The 11,896-nt window shown below is 62.1% G+C and carries 13 protein-coding genes; 4 read left to right on the top strand and 9 right to left on the bottom strand.

Features of this window, described 5'->3' with window-relative positions:
- Nucleotides 1–3: 3 nt before the first annotated feature.
- On the top strand, nucleotides 4–786 hold the full coding sequence (locus ACVTFQ_RS22450; protein WP_113176724.1) for a sulfite exporter TauE/SafE family protein: 783 nt from the start codon (nucleotides 4–6) through the stop codon (nucleotides 784–786).
- Nucleotides 787–790: 4 nt separating this feature from the next.
- On the opposite strand, the gene ACVTFQ_RS22445 is transcribed toward ACVTFQ_RS22450, so the two are convergent.
- From ACVTFQ_RS22445 to ACVTFQ_RS22420, 6 genes are all read right to left on the bottom strand, one after another.
- Nucleotides 791–1,729, bottom strand: coding sequence for a DMT family transporter (locus ACVTFQ_RS22445; protein WP_113176723.1), 939 nt, complete (start codon nucleotides 1,727–1,729; stop codon nucleotides 791–793).
- 92 nt (nucleotides 1,730–1,821) lie between these two features.
- On the bottom strand, nucleotides 1,822–2,583 hold the full coding sequence (locus ACVTFQ_RS22440; RefSeq protein ID WP_113176722.1) for an SDR family oxidoreductase: 762 nt from the start codon (nucleotides 2,581–2,583) through the stop codon (nucleotides 1,822–1,824).
- Nucleotides 2,580–3,407 (bottom strand): ABC transporter permease, encoded by an 828-nt coding sequence (locus ACVTFQ_RS22435; protein ID WP_113176721.1) that lies wholly within the window; start codon nucleotides 3,405–3,407, stop codon nucleotides 2,580–2,582. The genes ACVTFQ_RS22440 and ACVTFQ_RS22435 overlap by 4 nt, the downstream gene beginning before the upstream one ends.
- Nucleotides 3,407–4,273: an ABC transporter permease gene (locus ACVTFQ_RS22430; protein WP_113176720.1), complete on the bottom strand. Its 867-nt coding sequence runs from the start codon at nucleotides 4,271–4,273 to the stop codon at nucleotides 3,407–3,409. The genes ACVTFQ_RS22435 and ACVTFQ_RS22430 overlap by 1 nt, the downstream gene beginning before the upstream one ends.
- 85 nt (nucleotides 4,274–4,358) lie before the next feature.
- Nucleotides 4,359–5,522 (bottom strand): polyamine ABC transporter substrate-binding protein, encoded by a 1,164-nt coding sequence (locus ACVTFQ_RS22425; protein ID WP_113176719.1) that lies wholly within the window; start codon nucleotides 5,520–5,522, stop codon nucleotides 4,359–4,361.
- Nucleotides 5,523–5,545: 23 nt separating this feature from the next.
- Nucleotides 5,546–6,643: an ABC transporter ATP-binding protein gene (locus ACVTFQ_RS22420; protein WP_113176718.1), complete on the bottom strand. Its 1,098-nt coding sequence runs from the start codon at nucleotides 6,641–6,643 to the stop codon at nucleotides 5,546–5,548.
- Nucleotides 6,644–6,829: 186 nt separating this feature from the next.
- Here ACVTFQ_RS22420 and ACVTFQ_RS22415 point away from each other — a divergent pair, with 186 nt between their 5' ends.
- Both ACVTFQ_RS22415 and ACVTFQ_RS22410 read left to right on the top strand, forming a co-directional pair.
- Nucleotides 6,830–7,657, top strand: coding sequence for a helix-turn-helix transcriptional regulator (locus tag ACVTFQ_RS22415; RefSeq protein ID WP_113176717.1), 828 nt, complete (start codon nucleotides 6,830–6,832; stop codon nucleotides 7,655–7,657).
- Nucleotides 7,658–7,747: 90 nt separating this feature from the next.
- Complete coding sequence (locus ACVTFQ_RS22410) at nucleotides 7,748–8,617, top strand: sugar phosphate isomerase/epimerase family protein (RefSeq protein ID WP_470424013.1); 870 nt, start codon at nucleotides 7,748–7,750, stop codon at nucleotides 8,615–8,617.
- A gap of 78 nt (nucleotides 8,618–8,695) precedes the next feature.
- Here the strand turns inward: ACVTFQ_RS22410 and ACVTFQ_RS22405 are convergent, their stop codons facing one another.
- The 3 genes from ACVTFQ_RS22405 to ACVTFQ_RS22395 all read right to left on the bottom strand — a co-directional run bounded on the left by ACVTFQ_RS22405 (nucleotide 8,696) and on the right by ACVTFQ_RS22395 (nucleotide 10,266).
- Complete coding sequence (locus ACVTFQ_RS22405; RefSeq protein ID WP_470424012.1) at nucleotides 8,696–9,052, bottom strand: hypothetical protein; 357 nt, start codon at nucleotides 9,050–9,052, stop codon at nucleotides 8,696–8,698.
- The gene (locus tag ACVTFQ_RS22400; RefSeq protein WP_112982792.1) at nucleotides 9,049–9,303 is read right to left on the bottom strand and encodes a hypothetical protein; all 255 of its coding nucleotides are present in this window, start codon (nucleotides 9,301–9,303) and stop codon (nucleotides 9,049–9,051) included. The genes ACVTFQ_RS22405 and ACVTFQ_RS22400 overlap by 4 nt, the downstream gene beginning before the upstream one ends.
- Nucleotides 9,304–9,384: 81 nt before the next feature.
- Nucleotides 9,385–10,266 (bottom strand): sugar phosphate isomerase/epimerase family protein, encoded by an 882-nt coding sequence (locus ACVTFQ_RS22395; RefSeq protein WP_113176715.1) that lies wholly within the window; start codon nucleotides 10,264–10,266, stop codon nucleotides 9,385–9,387.
- Nucleotides 10,267–10,394: 128 nt separating this feature from the next.
- Here ACVTFQ_RS22395 and ACVTFQ_RS22390 point away from each other — a divergent pair, with 128 nt between their 5' ends.
- A complete protein-coding gene (locus ACVTFQ_RS22390; RefSeq protein ID WP_162741405.1) occupies nucleotides 10,395–11,885 on the top strand; it encodes a GMC oxidoreductase in 1,491 nt (496 codons plus the stop codon).
- Nucleotides 11,886–11,896: the final 11 nt, after the last annotated feature.

Genomic DNA, 11,896 nt, shown 5'->3' with positions numbered 1-11,896 from the left:
GCCGTGAATGGATCGCTCCAGCATGTCGTTTTCGCGCTCGGCTCCGGCTCGCTGGTCGGATGCACGCTTGGCCTGATCGGCGGCGGCGGCTCCATCCTGGCAACGCCGCTTTTGATGTATGCCGTCGGCATGCGCGACGTACACACGGCGATCGGAACCGGCGCGCTTGCCGTTTCCGCCAATGCCTATCTCAACCTCGCCGGCCACGCCGCCAAGGGCCACGTCTGGTGGCGTTGCGCGGTGATCTTCGCGGCCGCCGGCGCGCTTGGCGCCTATCTCGGATCGAGCCTCGGAAAGCTCGTCGACGGCCAGAAGCTGCTCTTTATGTTCGGCCTGCTGATGATGTTCGTCAGCTCCGCCATGCGAAAGGCCCGCACCGCCCCTGACGTCACCGCCCACTCGCTGACCATGGCGGTACACGGGAAGACGACCGCGATCGCGCTGCTGACGGGCATGTTCTCGGGCTTCTTCGGCATCGGCGGCGGCTTCCTGATCGTGCCGGCGCTGCTGCTCGCAACAGGCATGCCCCTCATCAACGCCGTCGGCACCTCGCTCATGGCCGTCGGCACCTTCGGCCTGACGACCGCAGCCAATTATGCGACGTCAGGCCTGGTCGATTGGGTGACCGCTGGCTATTTCATCGCGGGCGGCATCGGCGGCGGTGTCGTCGGAACGATCGCGGCGACGCGGCTTGCCGACCGGCGCAACACGTTGGCGACGATTTTCCGCGCCATCATCTTCGCCGTCAGCCTTTATGTGCTGTGGCGCAGCTATATGGCGCTGTAACCCCTCAGGGCCGCTCGGCGATCCCCGAGCCTGACGCAGGATTGTTCTTGGACTGCGCCCTTTGCTCACGCCACATGGTGAAAAGGCCGGCGCCGACGACGATCGCGGAGCCGAGCAGCATGTTCCAGCTCAGCGTCTCCCCAAAGAACATCACCGCGATCACCGCGCCGACGACGAGCTGGAGGTAGGCGAGCGGCTGCACCTCGGAGGCCTGCAATGAATCATAGGCGCGGATCAGGCAGTAATGGCTGACCGTGCCGCAGACGCAGAGTGCTGCGACCATCGGCCAGTCCGAGACGGCGATCGGCGTCCAGTAGAAGGGACCGAGCAGCGAGATCGCAACCGCGCCGCCGACGGCGGTATAGGCGAGGCTGGTGAAGGTCGAATCATTGTGGCTGACCGCCCTTGTGGCGACGCTATAGGCCGCGAACATGGTCGCGCAGGCGAGCGGCAGCAGAAGATAGGGGCTGAAGGCGCCACCGGTCGGGTTGATGATCAACAGCACGCCGAACAGCCCGGCGACAACCGCAAGCCACCGCCGCCAACCGACGTGTTCCCCGAGGAACGGTATCGATAGAATGGTCACGATCAGCGGCGTCGACTGGAAGATCGCCTGGGTGATCGCAAGCCCGGTATGTGCCAGGCCGAACACGAAGAGCGCGATCTCGGCGACGAGCAGCACGCCGCGCATCACCTGCATCAGCGGATGTTTCGTCACGAAGGCGCCACGCACGCCGCCGGGCTTGCGCATCGCCAGCAGCATCACGAAGGCCGCGAACGCCCAGAAGCGGATCATGGTGATCAGGATCGGTGAATAGCGTTCGCCAAGATATTTCGAAAAGCTGTCCTGGACGGCGAAGATGAAAACCGCGGCCAAGATGAATAGGTAACCCTGCAGCTTGGGGCTGGTGCTGTTGGAAATTGTCGTGCCCTCCGCTGTCATTCCAGCGAAGGCACTAGTCCAGCCCGCCCGATTGCTCAAGCCACGGAATCGTTTGAATCCGATCTATTTCGAAGTTTATTTCGACACCCGCGTCAAACGACGGTTTCGCCACCGTCGACGACCAGGATCTGCCCGGTCATGTAGGATGAACGGTCTGAGACGAGAAACAGGATGGGCTCGGCGATCTCGGAAACATCGGCCCATCGTCCAAGCGGCACCTTCTCGGCGATGTAGCTCTCGATCGCATCTCTCCCGCCCATCTGCGCGATGAACGGCTCGTTGAACGGCGTGTCGACCCAACCGGGACAAAGCGCGTTTACGCGCACACCGAACTTCGCATAGTCGCCGGCCATCTGCCTGGTCATGGCGATGACCGCGTGCTTGGTCGTGGTGTAGGCGATCATTTCGCGATCGTAGAGAACGCCCGAGGACGACGAGGTGTTGAGGATGACGCCCTTGCCCGCCCGCGTCATCAGCGGCATCACGAGCCGGGCGGCCATGAAATGAGCGCGCACGTTCAAGGCCCAGGACTTGTCGAACCCCTCTATCGCGACCTGCTCGAGATCACCCGCAACCTGCGCGCCGGCATGATTGTGCAAGATGTCGATGCGGCCATGCCTGCCGGCAATCGCAGATATGCCGTCTTCGAGAGCCCTGTCGTCCGTGACATCCAACACCAGGGATTCGGCGCTGCCGCCGGCTGCAACGATCTCCCGGACGGTTTCGTCGGCATTCATGAAGTCGACATCGGCTGCGACGACATGGGCGCCTTCCCGCGCCATGATCGAAGCCCCTGCCCTGCCGATGCCGGAACCGGCGCCGGTGACGATTGCAACGCGGTTGGCGAGAATCATGATGTTTCCCCTAATGTCTTTTGTTGTCTTTCACGCATCAGGAACCGTGCGATCAGGATCATCGCGAGCGACGCGACCAGCACCATGGTTGCGATCGCATTGATCTCTGGCGTCACGCCACGGCGGATCGACGCGAAGACATAGATCGGCAGCGTGGTGTTGGAGCCCGCAACGAAGAAGGCGATGATGAAGTCGTCGAACGAGAAGGTGAAGGCGAGCAGGAACCCGGCGAGGATCGACGGCAGGATCTGTGGCAGGACGATGTCGCGAAATGTAGTGAGCGGCGTGGCGTAAAGGTCGCTCGATGCCTCGACGATATCGCGGCCAAGGCTGGCGATCCTGGCTTTCACGATCATCGTCACGAGCGCCATCGTGAATAGCCCGTGCGCAGCGATGATCGAGCCGAAGCCAAGCTGGAGCCTGGGTGGCTGCTCACCCGGCCAGACGGCGGCGAGCAGAGGATTAAGGATACCGAAGACCTCGACCAGCGCCACCAGCGTCGCAATGCCGATGACAACGCCTGGAACGACGATTGCCGCGGCGAAAAGACCATCAAACACCGCGCGAGCTTTTGGTCCGAGGCGCTCCATGCCGATCGCCGCCATCGTCCCGAAGATGGCGGCCAGGGTCGCGCTGGTGAAGGCGATGATCAGGCTGTTTTCGAGCGCTTGCATCAGGAAGGTATTGGAGAGTGCCTTCCCGTACCACTGCGTCGAGAAGCCGGTGAAATCCGATGCGTTGCGCCCGGCATTGAACGAAAACAGCACGACCAGCGCGATCGGCGTATAGAGAAACAGATAGACGGCGGTGACGAGGCTGCGCATCAGACGAGATCCACTTGGCGGGTGCCGGCGACGCGCCATGCGATGCGCATGGCGACCAGCAGTACGATGACGACGACCACCACCAGCGTAACCGCGATCGCGGAGCCGAAGGGCCAGTTTCGCGACTGCAGGAAGAGATCGACGAGCGCGTTGCCGATGAAGAAGACCTTGCCGCCGCCAAGCAGCTGCGGGATCAGATATTCGCCAAGCAGCAAGATCGTGACTAGCGCCACCCCGGTCATCACGCCGGGCAGCGAGAGCGGCAGGGTTATGCCAAAAAAAGTCGATAGCGGCTTGGCGCCGAGATCGGCCGAGGCCTCCAGCAGACGGCGGTCGAGCTTTTCGAGGCTGACATAGATCGGCATGATCATCAGCGGCAGATAGCCGTAGACAATGCCGAGCAGCACGGCGCCGGGCGTGTTCAACAGCCTGACATTTTCGATGCCGACGAATTCGAGCAGATGCGGAATGCCGCGCGCGCCCAAAATATACATCCAGGCATAGGTGCGCACGAGCAGGCTTGTCCAGAACGGCACCACGACCAGCGAAACCAGAAGCAGGCGGTGCCGTGGGCTCGCTTTCACGGCCAGATAATAGGCCACGGGATAGGCGACGAGCAAGCAGGCGAAAGCGCCGATCGGCGCCAGCACCAGCGTGTTCTTGAATGCGGCGGCGCGCGAGCCGAGATTGGCGAACTGCGCGAAGGTGAAGGCCGCCTGATAGCCCCCTTCTGGCGCCCGCTCGCCGAAGGAGAACACCACGATGGCGATGAAGGGCAGCACCAGGAAGATAAACAGCCATGCGCTCGCCGGCGCGACCAGCGCGGCGGTGACCAGGCGTTTCTTGGTGTCCGGTGTCAGGGTCATCTTGGTCCAGAGAAGCGTTCGTGAAAGGGGTAGTGTGATCGATGCAAGGCACGCCTCCTTTAAGGGCGACGTGCCTTGGCGATTATCAGGCCGACTTGAAGCGTGCCATCAGTTCGGCACGGCTCGGGTCGGTGAGCGTCACGGCGGCGCCGAATTCCAGCGGCGTCAGCGAAGCTTCATCCGGATAGACGATCTTGTTGGAGGTGATCTCCTGCGGCAGCAGCGCGATGACGCGGCTGTCGGTGGCCGGCGCGCCATTGGCGATGTGCTCCTTGGCGGCGTTGGCGGGGTCCATGAGGTAATTGAGCAGCGCGTAGCCGGCGGCCTTGTTCGGCGCATCCTTCGGGATCGCGTAGTAATCCGTCCAGATCTCACCGCCGTCCTTGCCGAGAACGAAGGCAAGCTCCGGCATGTCACGGTTGAGCTGGGCGCCGTCATTGGTCCAGCACATGGTCATCCAGGCGTCACCGGCGCGCATGCCGGGCTGGTAGTCGCTGTTGATGGCGAAGAGATGCGGCTTGACCTTGATCAGCAGCTCTTCGGCCTTGGCGAGCTCGTCGGCCTTGATCGAGTTGAAGTCGTAGCCAAGCGACACGAGCGCGCTGCCGATCGTCGTCAGCTGGTAATCGTGCACCATTGCGCGGCCATCGGCCTCGGTCTGGGCGATCTCGAAGAAATCCTTCCAGCTGGTGAGCTTGGTCTTGATCTTCGAGGTATTGACCGAGAAGCCGGTCGTGCCCCAGTTTTTCGGCACGGCGTAGGTCTTGCCGTCGATCTGGCCTTCCTTGGTGAAGCGCGGGTTCTCGGCCGTCTGGCTGAAGTTCGGGATCTTCGAGAGATCGAGCTCATCGATCAGGCCAAGCTTGTGGTGGGTCGAGATCGTGTAGTTGGTCGGCACGAAGAGCGACCAGCCCGAAGCGCCGGCCTGGAGTTTAGCCAGCATCTCTTCGTTGGAGCCGAAGACGTTGACCTCGACGGCAACGCCCGTGGCGGCCTTGAAGTTTTCGAATGTCGCGGGGTCGTGGTAGTTCGGCCAGGTAGCGATCGACATCTGCGTGCCGAGTTCGCCGGCGGCATAGGCGGGCGTCGACAGCGCGCCCGGGACGCGCGACATTACGGCGGTGGCGAGACCGAGGCCGGTGATGCCGAGGAAATGACGGCGGCTGATGGAGCCGCGCTTCAGGCGCATGAACTCGTCCATGAAGCCTTTGGCGGAAATGGGGAGATTATCCTTGTAGTCCTTGCTCATGATGCTGTTCCCTTTTTGTGGTTTTATGCTGCATTGGAAGCTGGAAAAACATGCGCCCCGGCCGGATCGAAGCCGAGGAAGACCGTCTCGCCGGGTTCGACCAGATCGCTTTGGCTGTCACGACGATCGGCCGTGACCAGGAAGTCGCCGAGCCCGGGCACCGCCACGGCATATTCCGCCGAGGATCCCAGAAAGATGCGGTGCGTGACCGTTCCCTTGAAGCTTGCGCCGCCGCCCGCCTGAACGCGGGTGAGCCTGATCGCTTCCGGCCGGATCGCGACGATGGCCTGGCCGGACAAGGCGCCCTGCCCCGCCGAAACAGGCAGCGCCGAACCGTCGCCCAGCCTGAGCGTCATGCCGTCCGTCTCGACCGTTGCATCGACGCGGTTAGTCTTGCCGACGAAATCGGCAACGAAGAGATCAGCCGGCCGGTCGTAGACCTCTTGCGGCGAGCCGAGCTGGCGGATGCGCCCTGCGCTCATAACGCAGACGATATCGGCCATCGACAGCGCCTCTTCCTGATCGTGCGTGACCAGGACGAAGGTAATCCCGAGCTCGCGCTGCAACGTCTGCAACTCGATCTGCATGGTCAACCGCAGCTTCTTGTCGAGCGCGGCCAGTGGTTCGTCGAGCAGCAGCACCGAGGGGCGGTTGACGATGGCGCGCGCGAGCGCCACGCGCTGCTGCTGGCCACCGGACATTTCGTGAATACGGCGTTTGGCGAAGCCGCCGAGGCGGACCATTTCAAGCGCCTCGCCGACACGACGGCTGATCTCGGCGGCAGCGATCTTCGGCCGCATCTGTCGCAGCCCGTAGGCAACGTTCTGCTCGACATTGAAGTGCGGAAACAGGGCGTAGTGCTGAAACACCATGTTCACTGGCCGCCGATAAGCCGGCACGCCGTTCATCTCGCGCCCGTCGATCAGCACCGTGCCGTCGCTCGGCTGCTCAAAGCCGCCGATCATGCGCAGGCATGTCGTCTTGCCGCAGCCCGATGGGCCGAGCAGCGCCAGGAATGCGCCCTTGGGCACATTGAGGTTGATGTCCGTTACGGCGGTCACGGAGCCATAATTCTTGGTGACCGAACGGAATTCGATATCGTTCGTCGAAGCGGATGCCACGTCTGTTCCCTGCGGTTGGTTTGGCGGCAGTCTACGCTGCCTTTTGCCACCGGCGTTGGGAAAAGACTAAGCCTGCCCTTCCCTGACGGTATATACCCCAAGAGTGGTATTTAAGGCCTTGCGGCTTCGTGGAAGGTATATACAGGGGTATGCGGATATCCGCAGCCCGATCGGGAGGTTTTCGGCATGAGCATGGATCTGGAGGCAATGTTGCAGGCCTTCAAGGCCACCGTCGGCAAGCCTGTCATGAGCGATGCCGAATTCGGCGAGACCTTTCGCCAGATGATGGCAGCACTTGTGCGCTTCGACTACGTCGTCATCTTCGCCTACCGCGGCAAGGATCGGCCGATCGATCTTTACAGCACCTTCGATCCGGCGGAGCACATCATCTTCGTCACGCTCTATCAGGCAGGCCCCTATCTGCTCGATCCTTTCTACCACACCGCCCGCGCCCGCCGCAGCGGCGTGTTCCGCATGCGCGAGCTCGTGCCGGACCGCTTCTTCTCCAGCGAATATTACCGAACCTATTATGTGCAGACGGGCCTCGCCGAAGAGATCGGCTTCTTCGTCGAACAGGATGACGACATTACCGTCGTCCTGTCACTGATGCGCCGGGAAGCGACCGGCGTCTTTCCGCCGGCGGAGATCGCGCTGCTGAAGAAGGCCGAGCCGCTCGTCACCCGGCTGACGCAGCATTATTTCGCGGGGCTTGCCGAGCGCTTCGATGGCCAAGCGCAATCGACCAGGCGGCGCACTCGCAAGCGTGGCGAAGATAAGGTCGACATCCAGCCCGCCGACGCCGTGTGGCAGGATCTCAACCTCACCAGCCGCGAGACCGCCATCGTCGATCTGGTGCTGCAAGGGCACTCTTCGGAATCGGTGGGGCTCAAGCTCAATATCTCAACCGGCACCGTGAAAGTGCACCGGCGCAACGTCTACCGCAAGCTTGGGATCTCCTCGCAGACGCAACTGTTGGCGATCTATCTCAAGGCCTTCGGTGGGCTCAGCCAGTAGAAAGGTTCTCACCACAACAGGCGTTGATGGCTTGCGACTTCAATGACATAGTCCGCCCCGCGCATCCATTTTCCAAGCAAAGACATGAGCATGACCAATCCCGCCGCCTCGCCTTCCCATAAAGCATCGCAGTCCCCTCGCCCGCTGGCGAAGATCAGCCTGAAATGGTCTATGATCGAAGAGGACAAGCTTTCGATCCTCGAAAAGTTCCAGCTGCTGCGGGATGTCGGCTTCGATGGTGTCGAGCTCGATTCCCCCAACGACCTGCCGTCCCGCGAGGTGCTGGATGCCCGCGACAAGACCGGCGTCGCCATTCCGGGTCTCGTCAATTCGATGCACTGGAAGAGCCCGCTCACCGATGCCGATCCCGCTGTCCGCCAAGCTTGCGTGGACTCGATGATCACGGCGCTTAATGATGCCAAGCTCTACGGCGCCGACACGGTGCTTTTGGTTCCCGGCGTCGTTCGCAACAGCCCGACGAGCTACAAGACGGCCTATGGCCGCGCGCTCGAAGAGATCGCCAAGATCATCCCTCACGCCGAGAAGACAGGTGTCTCGATCGCGCTCGAAAATGTGTGGAACGACTTTCTCCTCAGCCCGCTGCAAGCCGCCGCTTTCGTCGATGCCTGCAACCATCCGAAGGTCGGCTGGTATTTCGATGTCGGCAATGTCCTGCGCTATGGCCGGCCCGTCGACTGGATCGAGGCGCTGGGCCACCGCATCCTGAAGATCGACGTCAAGGAGTACAGCCTCGACAAGATGAACAGCGAGGGTCCGTGGAAAGGCTTCGAGGTCGAGATCGGCGATGGCGACTGCGATTGGGCAGCGGTCAACCGCGCGCTCGCCGAGGTCGGCTATTCCGGCTGGGCGTCCGTCGAGGTCCCCGGCGGCGATCGCCACCGGCTGGCGGCGATCAAGGAGCGCGTCGATCGCATATCCACGCTGATGGCACCGGTCTGATTTTGCTAGCGCTTGGCCAAAGCCACCCGGCCCCTCTTCATCGTCTCATGAAGCTTGGCCTTGATCAGATCGAAGAGTTCAGGCGGGATCATTCCATAATGATAGCGGTTGGGATCGGACGGCAGCGCCCTGAGATGGATGGATGCCGGGCCACTCGAACCTGTTGACCTCGCTAACGCGAATCCAGTTGGCGTCGTCATCTAGGCCGAGTTGACCACGAAGTTCCGCCGGAACCTCGATCGAGAGGTCCTCCTCGCCAAGTTCGGGCGGTGAATGCGTGATCGGCACGACAATCGTATCATTGGTCCGGGAGTGGTACACGACGATGGCACAAGGCCGATCCTTGCCGCCCAAAGCGATACCTTCGCTCTTTTCCTTGTCCCACAGGTAATTGTAGCGGATGACGAGGCCCGCAACCGGCGTCGGGTAGCTCACTCGGAAGCTTTTCCGTATTCTGAGTTCATAATCAACGCCATGGTTTCGTCATCCATGTCGCTGACCCGTATTACCTCGCGCTCACGCCTTATCATGTCGTGATAGTGGCTGAGTTCCGCGGCGGACAGGAAGCCTCCGATCGTGCGGTCATGAGCGGTGATCTCGATGACTCCCTCCGACTGTACGCGCTCCCTGAAGGTCGTGAATTTACGAGCGAACTCGGTCGCAGACACTTTCAAAGCTTGAGCCATGACCATCGGCCTCCCTATCAATGTGTAAAATACGTATTTTACACATTTCGTCAAGGAGCTTGCCGATCACCGCCCGCAATCTCACCCCTTAAGTTCAGCAAACAACCTGCGGGCGTTGGCAAGACCGGTCTGGCAGCCATAGAGCGTCGGTTCGTTGCCTTCATATTCGAGCGAGACGAAGCCGTCGTAACCCGAATCCAAAACGCTCTTCAGCATCGACTTCACCGGCAGGTCGCCGAAACCGAAGACGGAACCGCGGATAAACTGCCCGTTCAGCGTCTCCAGCCAGCCCGGCCCCGGGTTCTCGGCGCGCACATAGAAATCCTTGATGTGCACGAAGCTCGCATTGGCTATCGACGCGCGCGTGCCTGTCACCGGGTTTTCGTCGACGCAGAGGAAGTTGCCGACGTCGAGCGTCATCTTGAAGTTCGGGCTGTCGACGGCGTTGAGCAGGCGCTTGACGCGCTCGCTGGAGTTCATAAAGAAACCGTGATCCTCGACGCTGGCGGTCACGCCGAGCTGCTCCGCATGGTCGGCCACCTCGCGGCAGGCATCGACGATCCCAGGGAAGGCCGCCTCGAACTGCGCGGCATTCGTCGCCCGCAGCGACCACGGCACGACATCGTGGCGCAGGAAGCGGACGTCGAGGCGGTCGCAGAGCTCGACATAGCGTTTCACCCGGTCGATCTGTGCGCGTCGGTCGTCGCCGATGAAGTTCCCGGCGATGCAGAGGCCGGAGAGCGGAATGCCGGTCTCGGCGGATGCCTTGCGCAGGCGTTCAATGCTCTCGTCATCCTTGATCAGCTCGTAGTTCAGGTCGTCGCCACCCGGCGCGATCGACAGCGTCGCAAGCTCGAGGTGCTCGCCGCCATTGTCTCTGAGCCAGGTGAACAGGTCCTCGATCTGCATCGAACCATCCAACATCAGCGGGCGGAAACTGTAGGAACTCAAACCGAACTTCATGGGGACTCCTCGCGATCTGTGGCGTCACCATCGGAAACGCGGTTGAGACTGTCAATATCGAGATTGACAATCACCGCGATACATCCTTGTTTGTTATCAAAGAGATGAAGTGCATGGAGCATGCGGGAATGGCAATAAAGTCTGCAGACGTCGTCATTGTGGGAACCGGTCCGACAGGCTCGGCCTATGCCCGGGTTATTCGCAACGAGTGGCCCGAAGCGCGCATCGTGATGGTGGAGGCCGGGCCGCAAATCCTGCCGAAAACAGGAGCACATCTCGATAACGTCGCCGATCTCGACGAACGCGGCGCGCTCGAAGTCCTCGCCCAGGGCGGCGACCGCAGCCCGCGCATGCCGATCAATAAGGAAGAGTGGGAAGCACGCCGCGCCGGTGGTTTCGATGGGTCGCTGCTGCGCCGCTCGGGCCTGTTCATCGCCAATGACGGCGACCCGCAGGATGAAAACCTGTTCGCCGGCTTCTCGGCCGCCAATGTCGGCGGCATGGGCACCAAATGGTCGACCGGCACGCCCGTGCCGTCCGAGATCGAGCTCGTGCCCTTCATCCCCGCCGGCGAGATGCAGGCGGCGCTCGCGACTTCCGCCAAGCTTCTCGGCACCAACACCGATCCGAACGCCGGCGATCCGGCTGCCATTGCACTGCGCGAACGGCTCGGCGCCGTCTTCAACGCTGGCCGCACACCCGACCGCTTTGTCCAGCCCATGCCGCTGGCGGCCACACCCGGCCCCGACGGCCTGCATTATCACGGCACCGATGTCGTCCTCGGCGATCTCGTCGATGAGCCGGCCGAGCGTTTCTCCATTCTGAAGGAGACGGCCTGCCGCCGCGTCATCCATGATGGCAAGACAGTCACCGGCGTCGAGCTTGCCGGCACCGGCTCCGGCGACACCTTCGTGGTCACCGCCGGCACTGTCGTGGTCGCCTGCGATGCGCTCCATTCGCCGCAGCTTCTCTATGCATCCGGCATCCGCCCGGAAGCGCTCGGCCGCAACATTAACGACCACTACATCGTCTCGCAGATTTCCGAGATGTATACCGATGTGCCGATGAAGGCCATGAACTGGATTCCAGCGACCAAGGAGCTCCCCTACTCGGTCACCATCGCGCCTGCCAGCCTGCACAGCATGCCGCGTTCGGGCGATATTCTGGGACAGCCGATCGGAATGGGCGTCTTCGTCTCTTCCGATATCAGCCCCGACAACCGCGTCACCTTCGACGACACCCGCACCGACTGGCTCGGCCTGCCCGCCATCTCGATCCAGTGGCGTCAGTCGGAAGGCGACAAGGCGCGCCTCGAAGACGCGAAGAGCCTCGCGGTGAAGATTTCCAACATCATCGGCCGGCCCGCTCCTGGCTTTGCCACCTTCGTGCAGCCGGTGGGCTCGTCGCTCCACTTCCAGGGCACCATCCGCATGGGTGAGGCCGACGATGGCACCAGCGTTTGCGACAAGACGTCGAAGGTCTGGGGCTTCGATAATCTCTACGTCGCCGGCAATGGCGTCATTCCCACGGCAACCGCGACCAATCCCACCCTGTTCTCGGTCGCCCTTGCCAGCATCGGCGCCCGCGCGATTGCCGAAGCGCGCCGGACGGCGGCCTGATAAACGAGGCG

It is taken from the genome of Rhizobium sp. O111 (genome assembly GCF_055616315.1).
The sequence above is the reverse complement of the archived record's forward strand: the minus strand, read 5'-3'. Positions and strand labels throughout refer to the sequence as shown.